Origin of the sequence: Quadrisphaera granulorum, assembly GCF_003149145.1 — a bacterium.
Lineage (GTDB): Bacteria > Actinomycetota > Actinomycetes > Actinomycetales > Quadrisphaeraceae > Quadrisphaera > Quadrisphaera granulorum.
In genome coordinates this window covers 1-20646 of sequence record NZ_QGDQ01000026.1, presented here as the reverse complement: position 1 = coordinate 20646, position 20646 = coordinate 1, and the positions used below count along the sequence as shown (strand labels likewise).

19 protein-coding genes, 1 rRNA gene and 1 riboswitch are annotated in these 20646 nt (G+C 74.6%); of the genes, 2 read left to right on the top strand and 18 right to left on the bottom strand.

The genetic code is table 11. The features are described 5' to 3' along the window. Nucleotides 1-25 precede the first annotated feature (25 nt). Nucleotides 26-511 (top strand): DUF456 domain-containing protein, encoded by a 486-nt coding sequence (locus BXY45_RS17545; protein ID WP_109775824.1) that lies wholly within the window; start codon nt 26-28, stop codon nt 509-511. Nucleotides 512-588: 77 nt separating this feature from the next. Beyond that, the gene (locus BXY45_RS17540) at nt 589-2391 is read left to right on the top strand and encodes a hypothetical protein (protein WP_109775823.1); all 1803 of its coding nucleotides are present in this window, start codon (nt 589-591) and stop codon (nt 2389-2391) included. A gap of 30 nt (nt 2392-2421) precedes the next feature. On the opposite strand, the gene BXY45_RS17535 is transcribed toward BXY45_RS17540, so the two are convergent. The 18 genes from BXY45_RS17535 to rrf form a co-directional block, all read right to left on the bottom strand. Beyond that, nucleotides 2422-4104 (bottom strand): RNA polymerase sigma factor, encoded by a 1683-nt coding sequence (locus BXY45_RS17535; RefSeq protein WP_281270617.1) that lies wholly within the window; start codon nt 4102-4104, stop codon nt 2422-2424. A 317-nt stretch (nt 4105-4421) separates the two neighbouring features. Next, a complete protein-coding gene (locus BXY45_RS17530) occupies nt 4422-4790 on the bottom strand; it encodes a universal stress protein (protein WP_109775821.1) in 369 nt (122 codons plus the stop codon). A 110-nt stretch (nt 4791-4900) separates the two neighbouring features. After that, nucleotides 4901-6058 (bottom strand): homoserine O-acetyltransferase MetX, encoded by a 1158-nt coding sequence (metX, locus tag BXY45_RS17525; RefSeq protein ID WP_109775820.1) that lies wholly within the window; start codon nt 6056-6058, stop codon nt 4901-4903. Beyond that, a complete protein-coding gene (locus BXY45_RS17520; RefSeq protein WP_109775819.1) occupies nt 6055-7368 on the bottom strand; it encodes a bifunctional o-acetylhomoserine/o-acetylserine sulfhydrylase in 1314 nt (437 codons plus the stop codon). Before BXY45_RS17520 ends, metX begins: the two co-directional genes overlap by 4 nt. 62 nt (nt 7369-7430) lie before the next feature. Beyond that, nucleotides 7431-7544: riboswitch (SAM riboswitch) on the bottom strand. A gap of 44 nt (nt 7545-7588) precedes the next feature. Further along, on the bottom strand, nt 7589-8845 hold the full coding sequence (locus BXY45_RS17515) for a DUF4192 domain-containing protein (protein ID WP_170131579.1): 1257 nt from the start codon (nt 8843-8845) through the stop codon (nt 7589-7591). 127 nt (nt 8846-8972) lie between these two features. Continuing rightward, nucleotides 8973-9431, bottom strand: a complete 459-nt coding sequence (locus tag BXY45_RS23910) for a YkvA family protein (RefSeq protein WP_211319708.1) — start codon at nt 9429-9431, stop codon at nt 8973-8975. Beyond that, nucleotides 9428-10168 (bottom strand): EcsC family protein, encoded by a 741-nt coding sequence (locus tag BXY45_RS17505; RefSeq protein WP_109775817.1) that lies wholly within the window; start codon nt 10166-10168, stop codon nt 9428-9430. The genes BXY45_RS23910 and BXY45_RS17505 overlap by 4 nt, the downstream gene beginning before the upstream one ends. 4 nt (nt 10169-10172) lie before the next feature. Beyond that, nucleotides 10173-10850, bottom strand: coding sequence for an NUDIX domain-containing protein (locus tag BXY45_RS17500; protein WP_109775852.1), 678 nt, complete (start codon nt 10848-10850; stop codon nt 10173-10175). Between the two features lie 53 nt (nt 10851-10903). Beyond that, nucleotides 10904-12604, bottom strand: coding sequence for a CTP synthase (gene pyrG / locus BXY45_RS17495; protein WP_245961896.1), 1701 nt, complete (start codon nt 12602-12604; stop codon nt 10904-10906). Nucleotides 12605-12654: 50 nt separating this feature from the next. Then, the gene (recN, locus tag BXY45_RS17490) at nt 12655-14433 is read right to left on the bottom strand and encodes a DNA repair protein RecN (RefSeq protein ID WP_109775816.1); all 1779 of its coding nucleotides are present in this window, start codon (nt 14431-14433) and stop codon (nt 12655-12657) included. 5 nt (nt 14434-14438) lie between these two features. Next, entirely contained in the window at nt 14439-15407 is a 969-nt protein-coding gene (locus BXY45_RS17485; RefSeq protein WP_109775815.1) for an NAD kinase, read from the bottom strand. Then, the gene (locus BXY45_RS17480) at nt 15404-16228 is read right to left on the bottom strand and encodes a TlyA family RNA methyltransferase (protein ID WP_109775814.1); all 825 of its coding nucleotides are present in this window, start codon (nt 16226-16228) and stop codon (nt 15404-15406) included. The genes BXY45_RS17485 and BXY45_RS17480 overlap by 4 nt, the downstream gene beginning before the upstream one ends. Before the next feature lie 7 nt (nt 16229-16235). Beyond that, nucleotides 16236-16406: a hypothetical protein gene (locus BXY45_RS23425; protein WP_170131578.1), complete on the bottom strand. Its 171-nt coding sequence runs from the start codon at nt 16404-16406 to the stop codon at nt 16236-16238. Continuing rightward, a complete protein-coding gene (locus BXY45_RS17475; RefSeq protein ID WP_109775813.1) occupies nt 16403-17152 on the bottom strand; it encodes a hypothetical protein in 750 nt (249 codons plus the stop codon). The genes BXY45_RS23425 and BXY45_RS17475 overlap by 4 nt, the downstream gene beginning before the upstream one ends. A 72-nt stretch (nt 17153-17224) precedes the next feature. Continuing rightward, nucleotides 17225-18298 carry an HAD-IIA family hydrolase gene (locus tag BXY45_RS17470; protein WP_109775812.1) on the bottom strand — a complete coding sequence of 358 codons (1074 nt, stop codon included), beginning with the start codon at nt 18296-18298 and terminating at the stop codon, nt 17225-17227. Beyond that, the gene (locus BXY45_RS17465) at nt 18291-18701 is read right to left on the bottom strand and encodes a tetratricopeptide repeat protein (RefSeq protein WP_109775811.1); all 411 of its coding nucleotides are present in this window, start codon (nt 18699-18701) and stop codon (nt 18291-18293) included. The genes BXY45_RS17470 and BXY45_RS17465 overlap by 8 nt, the downstream gene beginning before the upstream one ends. 69 nt (nt 18702-18770) lie before the next feature. Next, nucleotides 18771-19502, bottom strand: coding sequence for a hypothetical protein (locus tag BXY45_RS23420; protein ID WP_170131577.1), 732 nt, complete (start codon nt 19500-19502; stop codon nt 18771-18773). A 1055-nt stretch (nt 19503-20557) separates the two neighbouring features. Continuing rightward, nucleotides 20558-20646, bottom strand: a 5S ribosomal RNA gene (gene rrf, locus BXY45_RS17455); the annotation flags it as partial.

Genomic DNA, 20646 nt, shown 5'->3' with positions numbered 1-20646 from the left:
CCACCCGCGTCCGAGGGCGCCGGCGATGAGCGTGATCACGCTCCTCGCCGGCGCCCTCGTCGTCGTGGGGTTGGCGGGCATCGTGCTGCCCGTGCTCCCTGGGAGCCTGCTGGTCGGGCTCGGCGTGCTCGTGTGGGCGATCGCCCAGGGCACGCTCGGCGGCTGGCTGGTGTTCACCGCCGCGACGGTGCTGCTGGCCGTGGGCTGGGGGACGTCGTACGTCTGGACCGGCAAGCGGCTGCTCGCCGCAGGCGTGCCCACGCGCTCCCTCGTCATCGGGGCGCTCGCCGGCGTCGTGGGGATCTTCGTCATCCCCGTTGTCGGCCTGCTCGTCGGCTTCTGCGTCGGGCTCTACCTCGCCGAGGCGACGCGCCTGGGGTTCGGAGAACCCTCGTGGCGCTCCACCCGGCTGGCCCTGAAAACCGTGCTGCTGTCCATCGGGGTCGAGCTGGCGCTCGCCCTCGTGGCCACCACCGTGTGGGTCGTGGCGGCGTTCAACGCCGCCGCCTGACAGCTCGCCCGGCCTGCGGCGTGGTCGCGTCCACCAGAGCTGCCACACACGCGTTCCGGTGGCGCCACACTGCACGGGTGGACTGGTGGATCATCGTCGGAGGCCTCGCCGCCAGCTTGCTCGTCGTGGTCGTGCGCGCCCGCGGCGCTCACCGGCGCCGCGCCCGGCTCGCCGCTGGCGACGGCGTCTCCTGCCGCGCACGGCTGGGCACGGCGACCGGCCGGCTGCAGCGCGGGCGCCTGCACCTGACCCCGGACGGGATCTCGTGGACGGGTAGCGGCCGCCACGTGCCGCTGGCCGGGGTGCGGGTCCTCGCCGTCAGCGAGCCCCCGCCGCGGGGAGCTCAGCAGGACGACGCGCTGGTCCAGCTGCGGCACCCGGACGGCCACGACCTGCGCCTGGCCCTCCACGCGGCCGACGCCGCCCTGCTCGTCGAGAGGCTCCTCATCACCGGAACCAGTGCGACAGGCCCGGCCGCACAGGTCACCACTACCGGAGCGCCGTCCACGGCCCCTCTGGGGCCGCCGCGCCGGCGCCGCTGGCCGCTGGTGCTGCTCGCCCTCGCGGCGCTCTGGCTCCTCGGCTGGGCCTACCTCGTGCTCGGTGGCCGCACCGTCAGCGCGGACGTCGTCGAGCCCCTCGGCGACGGCGCCTGCGCTGTGGCGTGGACCGGCTCGAGCGGACAGCCACTGCGCTCGGAAGTCGACTGCAACGACGACCCCGCCGGGTCCGCCGTGGACCTGTGGGAGTTCGCGCCGCCACTCACCCACGAGGTAGCCGACCCCGCCTGGACCGCCGGCAGCGTGCTCGTCTTGGCCCTCCTGGTCGCCGCACCCGGGGCTGTCGGCCTTCTCCTCGACCGGAGGGATCGCCGGTCGGCTCTGCTGGAGGCAGCCTCGCGGGCCTCCGCGTGCCCGAGCGGTCCGCCGCCGCTCGAAGAGCTGCCAGCCCTCACCGTGAGCGACGTGGCCCGGACGGTCGAGGCACCACCGGTGGTCCTGGCCCGCTACGCCCCGTACGCCCACCGGCAGGTGCCCTCCGGGGGCTGGCAGGACCCGCGCCGTCCGGCTGGCCCGGGCGTGCCGTCGCTGCTGCGGGACCTTCCGCGGGCACTGGCGTGGCCCGTGCTCGGGCTCGGCGTCGTGGTGCTGCTCACCGCTCCCGCACCGTGGCGCTGGTGGCAACTCGAGACCACCAGCACGGCACAGGCGGTCGCCACCAGCACCGGCGAGGTCGTCGTCGAGGGTCCGGCGTTCGTCCCAGACGAGGTCGCGCTCACCTACCGGGACCAGGCGGGGGCCGCGCACCGGGCCGAGGTGGCGACCACGCGGGACCTGCCCGCGGGCGAGCAGGTGCGCATCACCCACTCCACCAGCCGTCCCGGCTGGGCGCGCATCGACGGGCCGGGGGACGGGCTGCCGCGGTACCTGCTGCTGACCGGCGCCGGGGCCGCTGTGGCGCTGGGCCTCGCCGGCTGGCGCACCTCCCGCCTCGTCATCGCCCGCAGGCGGCTCATCGCCGCCGCAGCGGTACCGGACCGCCCCGCGCTCGCCACGCTCACGGGCTCGCCGGACGGTGAACCCGTCCTCCTGGTCTGCGACCCGGTCTCCCAGCCCGCCGAGGTGCTCGCGGTGCCGCTGCAGGCACCCCTGCCGCACGGCGCGGCCAGCGCGTTCCCTGCGGACCGGGCCCTCGGGATCAGGGCCCGCGGCCCGCTGCGCGACGGGGAGGCGGTCGTCGTGCACGTCCCCGGCGTCGACGCGGCGCTCGTCCCGGCCGGCCCCGCCTGGACGCCCGACAGCGACGACCTGCTCGTGCTGCTGGACGCCGAGACGGCGTTCCGCAGAGCGCTCGAGGACGGCGAATCCCCCTCCCGCTAAGCAGGAGGGGGATTCGCCGGAGCGCCGGTCTTAGTCGAGGTAGTCGCGCAGGACCTGCGAGCGCGACGGGTGGCGCAGCTTGCTCATGGTCTTGGACTCGATCTGACGGATCCGCTCGCGCGTGACGCCGTAGACCTTGCCGATCTCGTCGAGCGTCTTCGGCTGGCCATCGGTCAGACCGAAGCGCATGGAGACCACACCGGCCTCGCGCTCGGACAGGGTGTCGAGCACCGAGTGCAGCTGCTCCTGCAGCAGCGTGAAGCTCACCGCGTCGGCGGGGACGACCGCCTCGGAGTCCTCGATGAGGTCACCGAACTCGCTGTCGCCGTCCTCGCCGAGGGGGGTGTGCAGCGAGATCGGCTCGCGGCCGTACTTCTGGACCTCGACCACCTTCTCGGGGGTCATGTCCAGCTCCTTGGCCAGCTCCTCCGGGGTGGGCTCGCGGCCCAGGTCCTGGAGCATCTGACGCTGCACGCGGGCCAGCTTGTTGATGACCTCGACCATGTGCACCGGGATGCGGATGGTGCGGGCCTGGTCGGCCATCGCGCGGGTGATCGCCTGCCGGATCCACCAGGTGGCGTACGTGGAGAACTTGTAACCCTTGGTGTAGTCGAACTTCTCCACCGCGCGGATCAGACCGAGGTTGCCCTCCTGGATGAGGTCCAGGAAGAGCATGCCGCGGCCGGTGTACCGCTTGGCCAGCGAGACGACGAGGCGGAGGTTGGCCTCGAGCAGGTGGTTCTTGGCGCGGCGACCGTCGTGCGCGATCCACTGGAGCTCGCGCCGGTACGCCGGGTCGAGGGTTTCGTCGGAGGCGAGCTTCTCCTCGGCGAACAGTCCGGCCTCGATGCGCTCGGCGAGCTCGACCTCCTGCTCGGCGTTGAGGAGGGCGACCTTGCCGATCTGCTTGAGGTAGTCCTTGACCGGGTCGGCCGTGGCACCGGCGGAGACGACCTGCTGGGCAGGCGCGTCGTCGTCGTCGGCGTCGGAGACGACGAAGCCGGAGTCGGAGTCGGCGCTGGCGCCCTTGGCGGCGGCCGGGGCGGCGTCGTCGGACTCCTCGTCGGCGTCCGCCTCGACCTCAGCGGCGACCTCGGGGGTGTCGTCGGCGACCTCGACGACCGCGTCGGCCTCGACGTCGTCACCGACGAGCGCCTCGACATCCTCGGGGGTCTCGTCCTCGACGGTCTCGTCGTCGGCATCGGTGGCCGGCTTGGCGCCCTTGGCGGCGGGCTTGGCGGCGGCCTTCGCCGCCGGCTTGGCGGCGGGCTTGGCCTTCGGCTTGGCGGCGGCGCGCGGCTTCGGCGTCTCGGCGCCCTCCGCGCCGGACTCCAGCGTGGCCGTGGCCGAGGCCGCGCGACGGGAGGCCGCCGCGGCGACGGCCCGGGCCGGGCGAGGCTCGTCAGCGGCCTCGTCACTGGCTGCGGTGGCGGCCTTGCGCGCGGCCGGGGCGGGAGCCGCGGGACGCGGGGCGCTCTTGGCGCGGGTCGGGCGGGCGGGCGCAGCCGGCTGCTCGACGACGACGGTGACCTCCGCCGCCTCCAGCGCACGCAGGACGGCCTTCATCCGCTTCATGGGCACCTGCGCGTCTTCGCAGGCGGTGCGCAGCGACGCGGCCTGGACCGAGCCGTTCGCGGTGCCCACCCGCAGGAGTTCCTGCAGGCTGGGGTGGCTGAACTCCGGCGGGAGCGTGGGCGTGGAGACCGACGACACGGACTGCCTTTCGTCGACTGCGGATCTCGGACTGAGGGGCGGTCGCACCGCCCTGACAGGGTTCACAACGTCCGGACTGCCGTCCTGCTTCCCGGTCGAGCTGGAACAGGGCATGCGTCGCCGAGGACCTTGGCAAGCATTCTGCCACGATCGGGACGTTCGGTGCGCCACTTCAGCCGCTGCCGCCCGATTGGGCGCGGGCCGGACGAGGACGGGACGACGACTGGACGAGGGCTGGACGACGACTGGACGAGGGCTGGAGACACGGAGAGGGCCCCGGCAGCTCTCGCTACCGGGGCCCTCGGGTCCTCGCTCGACTACCGCGCGGGAGCGGGTGGCTTGACGGTGATGACCGGGCAGGGCGACTCCAGGAGGATGCGGGTCGCGTTGGCGCCGAGGATGAGCTTGCCCACGCTGGAGCGGCGCCGCAGACCGATGACGACGAGCTCCGCACCGGCGGCCGCGGCGATGACCTCCTCGGCAGCATCACGCACCGGGCCGGGCGGGACGACCTCGTGCTCGACGTCGAGTGCGTCCAGCGCCGCGGCGAGCTCGGCCGCGGGGGTCGGCTCGCGGCCGGTGTCGACCACGAGCAGCGAGGTGCCACGCAGGGAGGCCTCCGCGGCCGCCCTGGCCAGGGCCGCTCGCCCCTCGTCGTTTCCGGCGTAGCCCACGACGACTGCCATCGCACCTCCTCGGTCCCCCGCCGCTGACGGGCCCGGCGCACTTCGCCGTCAGCAGCAAACTACCCACCCCCGCGGGCGCGCCGCTCACCGCGCGCTCGGTCGGGGCGCTGTCAGCTCCCGAGCAGCTCCTCGACGACCTTGGCGATGGCGCCGCTTTCGATGAGGAACCCGTCGTGCCCGTACGGCGACGTCACGACGTCGAGCTCGGCGCCGGGAACGCCGTCGGCGATCTCCTGCGACAGCGACACCGGGTAGAGCCGATCGGTGTCGACGGCGACGACGCGCGTGCGGGCCGTCACGTGGGCGAGCGCCGCGGCGGTGCCGCCACGACCGCGGCCGACGTCGTGGCTGTTCATGGCCTCGGTGAGCACCACGTAGGAGCCGGCGTCGAAGCGGCGCACGAGCTTGTCGGCGTGGTGCTCCAGGTAGGACTCCACCGCGAACCGCCCGCCGCCGCCCATCGGCTGCTCGCCCGGCTGCGCCGAGCGCCCGAAGCGTGCGTCGAGTTCCTCGGCGGAGCGGTAGGTCGTGTGGGCGATCATCCGTGCCAGGCCGAGGCCACGGTGCGGCCCCTGCCCGGGGACCGCGTCGTAGTAGTCGCCCCCGTTCCAGCCCGGATCCGTCCGGACCGCCGCGAGCTGCGGGGCGCACCAGGCGATCTGGTCGGCGGTCGCCCGGGCCGTGGTGGCCACGGCGAGCAGCCGCTGCACCCGCTCGGGGTGGGTCACCGCGTGCTCGACGGCCCGCATGCCCCCCATGGACCCGCCCACCACGACCGCCCAGGTGCCGATGCCGAGGGCGTCGGCGAGGGCGATCTCTGCGGCCACCTGGTCGCGGATGGTCAGATAGGGAAAGCGACTGCCCCAGGGACGGCCGTCGGGAGCGGTCGAGGACGGCCCGGTGCTGCCCTGGCAGCCGCCGAGCACGTTGGGCGCCACGACGAACCATCGGTCGGTGTCGATGGCCAGTCCGGGCCCGACCAGCTCCGACCACCAGCCGGCGGTGGGGTGGCCCGGACCCGCCGCACCGACGACGTGGCTGTCGGCGGTGAGGGCGTGGCACACGAGCACAGCGTTGTCGCGCTCGGGGGTGAGACGACCCCAGGTCTCGTAGGCGAGCCGCACCGCGGGCAAGGACCCGCCGGCCTCCAGGTCGAGCGGGCCGAGGTCGGCAAAGCGGCGGTCACCCGCCGGGTCGCCCTCGCGCCACGCCCCGGTGACCGGACGCAGGGGACGGTTGGTTCCCTGCCCGCGGGCGGCCCCGCTCATGCGCCCTTGGCTGCGGTGAAGCCGGCCTCGAGGTCGGCGAGGATGTCCTCGATGCCCTCCAGGCCGACGGCCAGGCGTACCAGCCCGGGCGTCACGCCGGCGGCGCGCTGCTGCTCGACGTCCAGCTGGCTGTGGGTGGTCGAGGCGGGGTGGATCACCAGGCTGCGCACGTCACCGATGTTGGCGACGTGGCTGTGCAGCGACAAGCCCTCGACGAAGCGGCGCCCCGCCTCCGCACCGCCGTCGATCTCGAAGGCCACCACGGCCCCGACGCCGCGCGGCAGCAACTTCTGCGCGCGCTCGTACCACGGGCTGGACGGCAGGCCGGCGTAGGAGACCGACAGCACCTCGGGGCGCTGCTCGAGCCACTGGGCGACGCGGGTGGCGTTGGCGACGTGGCGCTCGATGCGCAGGCTGAGCGTCTCCAGGCCCTGCGCGATGAGGAAGCTGTTGAACGGTGCCAGCGCAGCGCCCAGGTCGCGCAGGAGCTGCACGCGCGCCTTGAGGATGTAGGACAGGTTCGCGCCCAGCGCGCTGCCGACCCCCAGGTCACGGGCGTAGACCAGACCGTTGTAGCTCTCGTCGGGGGTGGTGAAGCCGTGGAACTTGTCGCCCTGGCCGTAGTCGAACGTGCCGCCGTCGACGATGATCCCGGCGATGGCCGTGCCGTGGCCCCCCAGGTACTTGGTGGCGGAGTGGACGACGACGTCGGCGCCGTGCTCCAGCGGGCGTAGCAGGTACGGCGTGGCGACGGTGTTGTCGACGATGAGCGGTACACCCACCTCGTGGGCCACGCCCGAGACGCCCTCGATGTCGAGCACGTGCGAGCGCGGGTTCGACACCGTCTCGGCGAAGAACGCCCGGGTGCGCGGGGTCGCCGCGGCGCGCCACTCGTCGAGGTCGTCGGGGTCCTGCACGAACGTCACCTGGATGCCGAACTTCGGCAGAGTGCGGCCCAGCAGGTTGTACGTGCCGCCGTAGAGACTGGCGCTGGCCACCACGTGGTCACCCGCTTCGGCCACGTTGAGCAGCGCGAGGGTCTCCGCGGCCTGGCCCGACCCGACGGCGAGGGCACCCACACCGCCTTCGAGGGCGTTGACGCGCTGCTCCACCACGTCGGTGGTGGGATTCATGATGCGCGTGTAGATGTTGCCGAACTTCTGCAGCGCGAACAGGTCCGCGGCGTCCTTGGCGTCGTCGAAGACGTAGGACGTCGTGGAGTAGATCGGCAGGGCACGGGCGCCGGTGGCGCTGTCGGGGCTCTGGCCGGCGTGGATCTGCCGCGTCTCGAAGGACCAACCGTCGTTCACAGGAATCGCTCCCCTGACCTCTTGGGGCCAGGGCACGGCGGCGCTCGGTCCGCCGAGCCCGTGGCCCGCGCTTGCCGTGCCCGTATGGGCAGCGGCCGGGTCATCACCCGGGGCACCCCACCGCGGGCGGGGGTTGCCGGCCAGCAAGCCGGGGCTTCGCGCTGGCACTCATGACCTGGCTGGGAGGATAGGCAGCCTGGCAGCGGCACTCCACTTCGTCTCACGATGTGGACGCATTCGGGGCGCCGGCACCACCCGTCTGTCCCATCGGCATCCCCGGCGGGGGCACCGCACAGGCCACCGCCTGCTGCACCAGCTGGCTCAGCGAGTGCGCCGGATCCAGTTCGAGGGCTGCCTCGGCCCACACGCCCGCCACGGGAGCTCGCCCCGCGCACCAGGCAATCCAGGCTGCGCACCCGGTCGCGGCGGCACGCCACAGCCTCGGCGCCCGGCGGGCCAGCTGCTCGAGCACCGCGAGCGCAACGTCGGGGTCGAGTGCCGGGTCGCTGGCTGGGTCGATCGCCGGGTCGATCGGGGAGCCGCTGGGGTCGATGCCGGGAACGTTCGGCCCAGCTGCCACCGGCATGACCGTGGCCAGCAGCTGGTCGCGCACGGGGAGCCGGCGCAGCGCGTCGAGCAGCACCGCGGCTTGCTCGGCGTCCAGCCGCGATGCGGCCCCCGGGGCGTGGTCCTCGGCGCGCAGCAGCTCGCTCCAGGCGCTGCGCACGGCGCGGTCGGCCGGGCGGCCTCGCCGACCCCGTGCCTCGAGGGCAGCCAGCGCCTGCTGCACGGCCAGCTCGTCGGGGTCGGTGGGGCGTCGTGGACTGACCACGGGACCGACCGGGCGGGCGGCGACGGCCGCGCGCAGACTCCGCTCCCAGGTGGCGCGGTCCGGAGCGACGACCCGACCGGCGAGCACCATCTCAGCGGCCATGTGCGTGGATGCGAGCTGGTCGAGCGAGAGGCCCTCGGCGGGGCAGCAGGAGCGGTCGCAGGCGTAGGAGTGCAGGCGCCCGCGGTGCACTAGCCACGGTTCGGCCTCCACACCCGCGGCGAGCAGGGCCGCGCAGACGCGCTCGGCGCGCTCGACGGCGGGAAGGCCCAGCAGGCCTGTCAGCGGGCGGCCGGCCGACGGGGCCGACGAGCTGGCAGGTCCGCGGCCGGGACGGGGCACGACCCGACGGGTGCGGCGTGCGGGGCGCCGCGTCCAGGACGTCTCACCCTCATCGGTGACGAGCGCCACGAAGCAACGCCCAGCACCGTCGGCGACCACCGCGCGGACCACCTCGTCGACCAGTTCGGGGTGGTCGGCGGCCTCGACGTCGATCCGCCCGACCATGCCGGTGCGCCAGCGGGGTGGACGCAGCGAGACCAGCAGGAGGCTCTCACGGGGGCGGAAGCCGAGGGTGTTCTCGGCGTAGGACAGCACCTCGAAGGGGCTACCGCTGCGGATGACGGTGCGCTCTGCCTGGGTCACGCCGCCACGCTCGCCGAGCGCCGACGCGGGGGACAGGCCGCTCGCGCGGGTGTGGACGGACCCGCCTGGCGGGCGTCTCGCGTGACGACTGTGGGCGGACGACGCGGTGTGCTGTGTGGCCTCGCGGTTAGCTCAGGACGTCTCCGGGGACGACGTCGGGGCGCCCGCCCCGCCCACGCCGTGTCCGATGCGACGCGGCGCCCGGTGTGCCCGCGGCGCCCGGTGCACCCGCGGTGCGCTGCTCGCGCTCCCACGCGAGGAACGCCTCACCTTCGGACAGCAGCGCCCCGGTGAGCCACGCGAGCACCGCGGCGTCGTCGGTGAGGCCAATGGGGCCGAGCAGCCCCTCGGGAAGCAGGTCGGCCGGGGAGACGACGTAGGCGGCCGCAGCGGCCATGAGCGCGAGCCGGCCCCGCGAGCAGCCGGTGTACTGGCCGGAGAGCACCGCGGTGACCAGGCGCGGCAGGCTGCCGAGCAGCGTCGTCGTCCCGGGGCTGCCCCGCCGACGACGCCGCCGCAGCGCCCACCACAGCACCCGGAACGCCCCCGGGCCGTTGCGGGCCGCGCGGCTCGCGGATCCGCTCACAGCCCCGAGTCCAGCGCGCTCCCCACCTCGCCGCGGCGCAGCGGGAAGGCTGCGCGGGCAGCCTTGGCGGTGCGGCGCAGGGCGTAAGCGTCCAGGCCGGCCCCGAGCAGGCCACCGGCCAGGGGCAGCCCGCGACCGAGACGCGACAGCCCCGAGCGGCCCAGGCGCGAGAGCAGCTGGAAGCCGATGGCCTTGTTGAGCACGGCGAGGCCGGGGCCGGTCAGCTGCTTGCGCGCGAGCCGGGTGACCAGACCGCCGGGGCCTGCCAGGCCGAACTTCGCCAGGAGCGCGCCGCCGTCCTCGTCGGCCAGGACCAGCAGCACGGCCGAGCGGACCTCCTCCGAGGAGAGGTCGTAGCCCCGCAGTGCGGCGGTCCCGGCGACCGTGCGGGTGGCGATGACGTAGTAGCCGAGCAGGTTGGCCGGCAGCGCCACCGGCAGCGTGATGAAACCGCCCAGCCCCGTGACGAAGCCGCCGACGGCCGCGGAGCGGGTGGAAGAGGAGACCAGCGCGTCGATGGCGTCGTCGACCTGGGGGTGCTTGCGACGGGCCGCCGCGGCAGCCTCGGCGGCCGGTGCCAGCGGCCCGGCACCGTCGATGCCGAGGTCCACCAGGCGACGCACCAGCTGCGTGGCGGCCTGGGAGAGGCGGCCCTTGTCGGCCTCGTCGGACGCGGCCTGGGCCAGGGCCTTGTCGGCGGCGGAGTCCTCGGACTTGGAACGGCGCAGCAGCGGCATGGACCTAACGGTAGGCCCGGTGCTGGGGCCACGGCGCGTCGAGGGGACGCAGCTCGGACCACCCGCGTTCGCGCGCGGTCCATGCCGCGAGCACGCCCGCTACCAGGCTCGGGCTGTTGAGGTCACCGGCCAGCACGGCGTCGCGCGCAGCCTCCAGCGGCACCCAGGTGGAGACCATGCCGGCCTCCTCATCGGTGCGCTGGTGCCGCTCGGCCTCGGGCACGGGGGTCAGGTCGCGCGCCAGGAAGAGGCGGAACGCCTCGTCGGACCCGCCCGGCGACAGGAACCAGTCGAGCAGCACGTGGTACGTGCCGGCGCGCAGGTCCGCCTCCTCGGCGAGCTCGCGGGCGGCCGCCAGGTGGGGCGGCTCCCCCGGTACGTCGAGCAGGCCCGCGGGCAGCTCCCACAGCAGGTGCTCGACGGGGTGACGGTACTGGCGCAGCAGGAGGATCCGCTCCTGCTCGTCCAGGGCGAGCACACCGACCGCGCCCGGGTGGCGCAGCAGCTCCCGGGTCACCGTGCCGCTGCCGAGCGCGCCGTCCGCGACGCCGTCGAGAGTGACGACGTCGCGCACGAGGTCCCACACGTACCCGCGGTGCAGGACCTCGCTGGTGCGCGGCGCGGACGTGACCAGCTCGTCGAGCGGTGCCCCGGAGGCCCCCGCCGTCGCGCTGGCCGGCAGCCTCCCGGTACCTCCCCCGACAGTTCCCCCGACGGCTCCTCCAGCAGCAGCGGTCACGCCGTGACCTCGAGCAGCCGCTCAGAGGACTGGCGCGCCAGCGCTGCCGCCACCAGGCCCTGGAACAGCGGGTGCGCGCGGTCGGGGCGGGAGCGGAACTCCGGGTGCGCCTGGGTGCCCACGTAGTACGGGTGCACGTCGCGCGGCAGCTCCACGTACTCGACCAGACCACGGTCGGGAGAGGTACCGGAGAAGACCAGGCCGGCCTCCTCCAGGCGGCCCCGATAGGAGTTGTTGACCTCGTAGCGGTGCCGGTGGCGCTCGGAGACCTGGGTGGACCCGTACGCCTCGGCGACGACGGAGCCCTCGGCCAGCACCGCCGGGTACAGCCCCAGGCGCATCGTGCCGCCGAGGTCGCCGTCGCCGGAGACGATGTGCTCCTGCTCGGCCATGGTCGCGATGACGGGGGCGGGGGTGCCCGGGTCGAACTCGGTGCTGCTGGCGCCCTCGATCCCGGCGACGTTGCGGGCGTGCTCGATGACCATGCACTGCAGGCCCAGGCACAGGCCCAGGGTGGGCACCTGGTTCTCGCGCGCCCAGCGCAGCGCCCCGAGCTTGCCCTCGATGCCGCGCACCCCGAAGCCGCCGGGGACGCACACCGCGTCGACCCCGGACAGCTCACGGCGGGCGCCCTCGGGCGTGGTGCAGGTGTCGGAGGCGACCCAGCGCAGCTGGATCCGCGCGTCGCAGGCGATGCCGCCGGCGCGGATGGCCTCGGTGACCGACAGGTACGCGTCGGGCAGGTCGATGTACTTGCCCACCAGCGCTAGCACCACGGTGTTGGTGGGGCGGTGCACGCGGCGCAGCAGCTCGTCCCACGCCGTCCAGTCGACGTCGCGGAAGGGCAGGTCGAGGCGGCGGACGGCGTAGGCGTCCAGGCCCTCGGCGTGCAGCACCTTGGGGATGTCGTAGATGGAGGCGGCGTCGACGGCGTTGACCACGGCGTCCTCGTCGACGTCGCACATCGCGGCGATCTTGCGCTTGACCGACTCCGGCACGGTGCGGTCCGAGCGCAGCACGATCGCGTCGGGCTGGATGCCGATGCTGCGCAGCGAGGCCACCGAGTGCTGCGTCGGCTTGGTCTTCAGCTCCCCCGACGGACCCAGGTAGGGCACCAGGGACACGTGGACGAAGAAGCAGTTGTCGCGCCCGATCCGCTGGCGCACCTGGCGGGCAGCCTCGAGGAACGGCAGCGATTCGATGTCGCCGACGGTGCCGCCGACCTCGGTGATGATGACGTCGGGCGCCGGCTCTCCGTCGGGCCCGGGCTTGGCCTGGGCGCGCATCCGCTCGACGATCTCGTCGGTGATGTGCGGGATCACCTGCACGGTGTGCCCGAGGAACTCCCCGCGCCGCTCCTTGGCGATCACGGTGGAGTAGATCTGGCCGGTGGTGACGTTGGCCGCGGCGTCGAGGTCGACCCCGAGGAAGCGCTCGTAGTGGCCGATGTCGAGGTCGGTCTCGGCGCCGTCGTCAGTGACGAACACCTCGCCGTGCTCGAACGGGTTCATGGTGCCCGGATCGACGTTGAGGTACGGGTCGAGCTTCTGCATCGAGACCCGAAGCCCGCGACCCCGCAGCAGGTGGCCGAGGCTGGAGGCCGTGAGGCCCTTGCCGAGGGAGGAAGCAACCCCGCCGGTCACGAAGATGTGCCGGGTGATGCCGCCGTGCTGACCCTGGGTTCCGCGTTTCGCCACGGGCTGCCAGCCTACCAGCGGCGCCCCGAGGTCGGTCGGGCTCGCTGGGGTCACCGCTCTTTCGCCGCAGCGACCAGCAGCTCCTCGGCGTGGGCGCGAGCCGAGCCGGAGTCCTCCTGACCTGCGAGCATGCGCGCGAGCTCGACCACGCGCTCCTCTCCGTCCAGCGCGGTGACACCGCTCACGGTGACCTGCCCGTCGACGGCCTTGGCCACCCGCAGGTGCTGGTCAGCCCACGCCGCGACCTGCGGCAGGTGGGTGACGACGACGACCTGCCGGTCGCGCGCGAGCCGCGCCAGGCGCCGCCCGATCCCCACCGCCGCCTTGCCGCCCACGCCGGCGTCGACCTCGTCGAAGACGAACGTCGGGACGACGTCGCTGGCGGCAAGCACCAGCTCCAGCGCGAGCATGACCCGTGACAGCTCACCACCGGAGGCGCCCTTGGCCAGCGGCCGCTCGACCTGACCGGGCGAGGGCCGCAGCAGCAGGGCGACGTCGTCGGCGCCGGAGGCGCCGAGCCCCGGCAGCCCTTCCCGGTCTCCCGCCGAGGCCGGGGACGGCGACACCTGCACGAGCAGCTGCGCATGCGGCATCGCGAGCTCCGGTAGCTCGGCGGTGGCCAGCTCCCCCAGTCGCTGCGCGGCCTCGGTGCGCGCCGCGGTCAGCTCCGAGGCCAGCTGCAGCAGCTGCCCCACGAGCTCGGCGCGCTCGGCGCGCAGGTCGGCGGTGCGGTCGCCGTCGCCGTCCAGCTCCAGCAGCCGCGGTGAGGCCTGCTCGGCCCACGCGAGGACGGCGTCGACACCGGTCGGCGCGGACTCGTCGTCGTCATTCGCCCTCGCCGACCTGTCGGGTACGGAGACGGGCAGCGCCCGCACGAGCGCCGCGAGCGCGGCGCGCCGCTCCTGGACGGCGGCCAGGCGTACCGGGTCGACCTCGACGGCCTCGGCTGCTGAGGCGAGCTCGGCAGCGGCGTCGGCGACGAGGTAGCCCACCTCGGCCAGCTGGTCGGCTAGTGAGCCCAGGTCGGGATCGTGCTCGCGGACGGCCTCCAGCGGCCTGCGTGCGGCCTCGATCAGGGAGGCGGCGTCGGGTGCGTCATCGGCGAGGGGGTCACCGGTGAGGGCGGCGTGCGCGAGCGCCGCGGCGGCGCGCAGCTCCTCGGCGTGGTCGAGCCGGTCCGCTTCGACCGCCAGCGCTCGGTCTTCCCCGGGCTGGGGTGCCACGGCCTCGACCTGCCCGAGCCCGGCACGCAGGAGTTCGGCCTCCGCGGCGCGCTCGCGCGCGGTGGCGGTGATCTCAGCGAGCTCGGCGTCCAGGACCCCCAGGCGGCGCCAGGCCGCCGTGTACCGCTCCAGCGGTTCGGCGACGGCAGCCCCGGCGAACCTGTCCAGGGCCAGCCGCTGCCGCGCCGGGGAGCGCAGCAGCACCTGCTCGGACTGGCCGTGAACGGCGACGAGGTCGTCGGCGAGCTCGGAGAGCACCGCGACGGGCACGGAGCGCCCTCCCGCGTGGGCGCGCCCGCGGCCGCTGGCCGAGACGCTGCGAGCGACGATGAGCACGTCGTCGTCGAGTTCGGCGCCTGCCTCCGCGGCGCGCTCGGCGGCCCGGCTGCCAGGGGTCACGACGAAGCGGCCCTCGACGAGGGCGGAGTCGGCGCCGCGGCGCACGGCGCCGGCGTCGGCACGGGCACCGAGCAGCAAGCCGAGCCCGGTGACGAGCATGGTCTTGCCGGCGCCGGTCTCACCGGTGATGACGGTGAATCCTCCGGACAGCTCCAGCGTGGCGTCGGTGATGACGCCGAGATTGCGCAGGCGGACCTCCTCGAGCACGCCCCTCACCTCTGCCCGCGCGGCCCCGACGGGCGCCGCGTCGAGGAGTGGCCGGCTCCCCCGAACGGGCCCACAGCGCCGCCGAGCTTGCCGTCGTCAGGGCCGCGCCAGCCACCGACGGCCAGGCCGAACTTCGCCACGAGCCGGTCGGTGAACGGGCCGGTGTTGATGTGCGCCAGCCGCACGGGCTCCGCGCCGCGACGGACCTCGATGCGCGCGCCGGGGCCCACCTGCACCGCACGGCGCCCGTCACACCAGACCACGCCGTCGGTGTGGTTGCGCTCCAGCACCTCCACCGCCATCACCGAGTCGGGGCTGACCACCAGCGGGCGCGCGAACAGCGCGTGCGCGGAGATCGGCACCATGAGCAGCGCCTCCACGCCGGGCCAGACCACGGGGCCGCCCGCGGAGAACGCGTACGCCGTCGAGCCGGTGGGCGTGGCCATGACCACGCCGTCGCAACCGTAGGTGGACACCGGGCGCCCGTCGACCTCGGTGACCAGCTCCAGCACCCGCTCGCGCGCGCCCTTCTCGACGCTGACGTCGTTGAGTGCCCAGGACGTCGCGCGCACGACGCCGCCCTCGACGACGTCGACCTGCAGCGTCAGGCGCTCCTCCACGCCGTAGTCACGCGCGGCGACGTGCGCGACCGTGCTCTCCAGCGCGTCGCGCTCGATCTCCGCGAGGAAGCCGACCCGGCCCAGGTTCACTCCCAGCAGGGGCACCCCCGTGCCGTGGACGAGCTCGGCGCCGCGCAGCACCGTGCCGTCACCGCCGACGACGACGACGAGCTCGATGCCGTCGAGCTGACCCGGCCGCACGCGGCGCACGCCCGTGCAGTCGGGGATGTCGGCGGCCTCGTCGTCGAGCAGCACCGGCTCGATCCCCGCGGCGTCGAGCAGCGCCACCAGCTGACGCGCGGCGTCGACGGCGTCCTGACGCCCGGTGTGGGTGAGCACGAGCACGCGCCTCACGGCGTTCCTCCCGGTCCTTCGGCGACGGCGGTGGCCACCAGCTGCTCGACGTCGTCGGGCGGCAGCGGGTCTCCGCGGCGCAGGTGCACGAAGTACTCCACGTTGCCGCTCGGTCCCGGCAGCGGGCTGGCCGCGCAGGCCAGGAGGCGCAAGCCCAGCTCGCTTGCCGCAGCGACCACCTCCTGGACCGCCGCCGCGCGCAGCGCGGGGTCGCGGACCACCCCTCCGGAGCCGAGGCGCTCGCGCCCGACCTCGAACTGCGGCTTGACCATGAGCAGCAGGTCAGCCTCCGGCGCGGCACAGCGCACCAGCGCGGGCATCACGAGGCGCAGCGAGATGAAGGACAGGTCCGCCACGACGAGCTCAGGCGCCGGAGCGACCTGCTCGGGGGTGAGCTCGCGCACGTTGGTGCGGTCGTGCACCTCGACGCGCTCGTCGTTGCGCAGCCGCCACAGCAGCTGCCCGTAGCCGACGTCGACGGCGACGACGGACGCCGCGCCCGCGCGCAGCAGCACGTCGGTGAACCCGCCGGTGGATGCGCCGGCGTCCAGGCACCGCCGCCCCTCGACCGGCACGCCCGTCGCCTCGAGAGCGCCGAGGAGCTTGTGGGCGCCGCGGCTGGCCCAGCCGGCGTCGTCGACATCGTCCTTGACGACGACGGCGGCGCTCGCCTCGACCTGCGTGGCCGGCTTGGACGCCACCGACCCGCCGACAGTGACACGGCCGGCCGCGACCAGCTCGCCGGCATGCTCGCGAGAGCGAGCCAGGCCGCGCCGCACCAGTTCGGCGTCGAGGCGCAGGCGTCGTGCCCCGGGACTCACCGGGCGATCATCCCGCGTCGACTCCCGAGTCTGCGAGGCGCGCGCGCAAGGCGGCGTGCGCCGCGGCAAGCGCACGAGACGCGGCCAGCGGGTCGGCGTCGGGTGCGGAGGCGACACCGCGCAGGGAGTCCAGTGCGGCGTCGACCGTGGCGTCACCGGTGTGCGGGATCTCGCTCACGAGGACCCGCCCTTGTCCTGAGAGTCCTCGGCGGCGGTGGTGTCCACCGCGGGCTTGCGGGGACGCCGGACCGGCGTGACACGGCCGCTCGCCGTGCCCGCCGCTGGCTTGGTCTCAGCCGAAGCCTGAGCCGTGGTCTCGGGCTCGGCATGGGCCTTGGAGGCGGGCGCCTCGGTGGCGTCGTCCTCGGTCTTCTTCGGCTCAGCCCTGCTCGCGGCAGTCGTGGAACGGCGACGCGGGGTGCTCGGCGCCGAACGCCGCTGCGGCCGGGTGCCCGACGACGACGTCGTGCCCGTCACGGACTCCGGAGCATCCGAAACCGTTGCCGAGCCGGCCTCCTCCGGTGCCGGCGGAGGTGCCGCCGGAGACGAGGGGCGGGTGGAGTGCGGGGCACCCACGGGTGGGCGGGAGCCGACGCCGCCGCGAGCAGTCGCGCGGGCGCGAGCGGCAGAGGGACGTCGAGCGGGACGCGCAGCAGGCGCCTCGGAGGCGGCCGCCGTCGTCGTCCTGGTCTCCTTCTCGCTCCCGGGCGGGGTGCCCTCGAGGGCGGAGACGCGGCGCTGCAACCTGTCGACCGAGCGCCGGAGCGCGGCGACCTCCTCGGCGGTGGCCAGCCCGACGGCGGCACCGGCGCGCTCGATCTCGCTCCGCACGGCCTCCCGGACGGCCTCGAGCAGGCGTCCCCGGGCGATGGCGGAGAGGTCGTTGGCGGCCTGCGCGTAGCTGCGCAGTCCCTCGAAGGTCATGGCTCCCCTCCCGTGCCCAGGTGCCGGTCGGCGCGCGGGCGCCGTCCTCACGCTACCCGGCGGAAGGGCAGGTCAGCTCGACGGCTGTGCGCGACGGCAGCGGGCGCTGAGGTCGGTGAGGGCCGCGGCGAGGGCAGGGTCGGGCGTCACCGTCCCGGCTCCGGCGTCGGCGGCAGCCCACGCCACGCCGCACGCCGCACGCAGGAGGTCGAGGAGGTCGGCCAGCGACGCGCCCGGTGCAGCACCGGTCGCGCTGAGGATGGTGCCGTCGAGCACCGCACGGGCACCGCCGCACACAGCACCGCCCTCGACCAGGCGCGCGCGCGACGGCGGTGGCGCGTGGAGGGCGCCGAGGTCGGGCAGCACCAGATCGGGACGCTCCCCCGCCGCGGCGGACAGCAGGGCCAGCGCGCTGGTCAAGCCGGTGAGCACGAGGGCGCCCGTCATCTCCGAGCGGACGGCTCCGGCGACGTCGGTGTCGAGCCGGTCGCCCACCACCAGGGGACGCTCAGCGCCAACACGTCGAGCGGCCGCGTGGAACAGGGTCGGCTCGGGCTTGCCGGCCACGAGGGGGTCGACGTCAACGGCGTTGCGGACCGCGCCCACAAGCGATCCGTTGCCCGGGGCCGGGCCGCGCTCGGTGGGCAGGGTGAGGTCGGTGTTGGTGGCCACCCACAGGGCCCCGCCGCGGATCGCCGCGGCAGCATCAGCGAGGTCGGACCACCCGAGCTGACGGCCGAACCCCTGGACGACGGCAGCCGGCTGGTCATCGGCGGGTGTCACGGGCACAAGCCCCGCTTCGACGAGCGCGGCGCGCACGCCGGGCCCGCCGACGGGGAGCACGCGCGCGCCCTGTCCAAGGCGCTCGACGACGAGCTGAGCGGCGGCCTGGGAGGAGTTGGTGACCTCCTCGTCACGGGCGGGGATCCCCAGGCGGCGCAGGTGCTCGGCCACCTCCTGCGGGGTGCGGCTCGCGTTGTTGGTGGCGTAACCGATGGCACGGCCGTCGTCGTAGGCGCGGCTGATGGCCTCGACGGCGCCTGGCACGGCGTCCTCGCCGACGTAGACCACGCCGTCCAGGTCGAAGAGCAGCAGGTCGTGCGCCTCGGCGAGGGACGTGGGCGTGATCTGCGGGGTCTCAGCCATGGGAGGCCTCCTTGCGGGCGCGCAGCGTGGCGCGCGCCTGGGTCAGGCTGTCCCGGTATTCGGGGCGGTCGGGACGCATGGCGACGGCCAACGCCAGGTGCTCCACTGCCTCGGCGAACCTGTCGAGGCGTGTCAGGCTCAGCCCGAGACCGAAGTGCGCGTAGTCGGCGTCAGGAGCGGCCTCGACGAGCGCGGCAAACGTGTGCGCGGCCTCACCGATGCGGCCGGCGTCGAACTGGGCCCGCGCGAGGGCCTCGAGAACGCTCGCCGATCCGGGCTGGTCACGGTTGGCGCGCTCGAGAAGGACGGCCGCCGCCTCGGCATCTCCGCTGCTGAGCAGCGCCAGTCCGCGCTGCAGCCACTCGTAGGCGCCGCCGCTGGGGGCACCGGGATCGCTGGACACCTGGTGACGGTACGACGAGAGCCCCGCGGACGGCGCCGCGGGGCTCTCGATGAAGGTCGGGAAAACGGCTCAGCTGCGGGGTTCGGCGTCCTCGGCGTCCTCGGCGTCCTCGGCGTCCTCGGCGTCCTCGGCGTCCTCGGCGTCCTCGGCGTCCTCGAGGAGGTCGTACACGACGACGTCCTCCAACGGCTCCTCGTCGTCACCGTTCAGACGGTCCGCCGCACCGGTCTCGCCAGTGGTGTCGGCAGCCGCGGCGCGCTGCAACCAGACCTGCGCTTCAGCGTGCCGACCAGCGGCCTCGAGGGCGTCGGCATACGCCGACAGCAGCCGCGCGCGCCAGGGCTCGCGGCCCTTGCCCTCGAGCTCGGGACCCTGGAGGGAGACGACGGCGGCCTCGGCCTGGCCGAGGTCTTGCCGGGCTCCTGCGGCGACGATGCGCATCTCGATGCGGCTGGCCAGATCCAGCCGAGACACCTCAGGCGTCGCGGCCAGGTCGAGAGCGCGCTCGGGACGGCCCAGCCCGCGCTCGCAGTCGGCAAGCACGGGCAGGTGGACGTCGGAGCCGGTGAGCCTGCGGGCAGTGCGCAGCTCCCGCAGCGCGTCCTCGTAACGACCTGCGGCGTAGGCGGCGAGCCCCGCGGCCTCACGGACCGAGCCGATGCGGCCGGCCCGGCGGGCCGCGGCAGCTGCGTGCGCGTAGGCGGCTTCGGGGTCGGTGTCGAGGAGACGACCGGCGGCCACGAGGTGGCGGGCGACGACGGCGGCGGTGTCCTTCGACAGCGTCAGCAGGTCAGAGCGCACCTCCCGGTCGAGCTCGATGCCGGTGATGCCCTCCGGCAGGCGAGGTTCGTCGCGGTGCGCAGGGCCGCGACGCGCCGTGGACGGAGCGCTACGGTCACGGTCCCAGGGGCGAGCCGCGCTCGGACGACCCGCTGCCGCGCCGGAGCGCGCCGGTCCGCCCGTCCCCGGACGGCCGCCCCCGCGGGAAGCAGCGCCCGCACCGGCGGGGCCGCGCGACGGCGCACCGCTCCTGGAGCCGGTAGGGCCGGACCAGGACGTCGGGCCTCCAGACCGCGGAGCTCCATATCCGCCAGAACGGCCCGCTGGCCTGTCGCTTCCCCAGGAACGCTCGCCGCCGCGGTCGCTGCGGAAGGTCCCGCGGTCGTTAGAGCGGTCACTTCCGCGGTCGTTGGCGCGGTCATTCCCACGGTCGCTGGTGCGGTCGCCGAACCGGTCCCCGGTGCGCTCACCGGTGGATCGGGCAACAGGCCGCCCGGCTCCCCCGGCAGCCGGGCCGCTGCGGAACGGACGCGCGGGGCCTGACGAACGCTGCCCGGGCGCCCCTGCGCTGGGGCGCTGGTCGTCTCGCCCACGGAACGGACGTCCGGAGCCCGACTGACCTGCATCTCCTCGAGCGCCACGGTCGGGTGCAGACCCGCGTGACGGTCGAGCCGACGACTGCGGCCGAGAGGACCCCGTAGACCCGGGGGTCCACCGGCCAGTGCTGCCGCCAGCAGCGGGGCGCCCACCGGCGCTAGGAGGGCCGCCGCGGAAGTCGCCACCAGATCCCGACGACGTCCGCCGCGCCGCACCCTCGCCCCGGGGAGCGGCCCCGCCTCGCGAGGCACCGGCACCGCGAGGGGCGCCGCCGCCTCGTGGAGCTCCTGTGCCGCGCTGACCGCTGCTGCGGGGTCCGCCCGAGCGCGGTGCTGACGTCCTGTCACTCCGGCGCTGCTCGTCGTCCTGCACGGGTTCTCCTCGGCGGTGGAAATGGTGATTGAGAAATGAGGGGCAACACGTCGAAGGGGGATCGTCTACCGCTTCGACGCGGTAGACGATCCCCCTCGATGAAGGATGTCCGGCGGTGACCTACTCTCCCACCCAGCTTCCCGGGCAGTACCATCGGCGCAGGTGGGCTTAGCTTCCGGGTTCGGAATGGGACCGG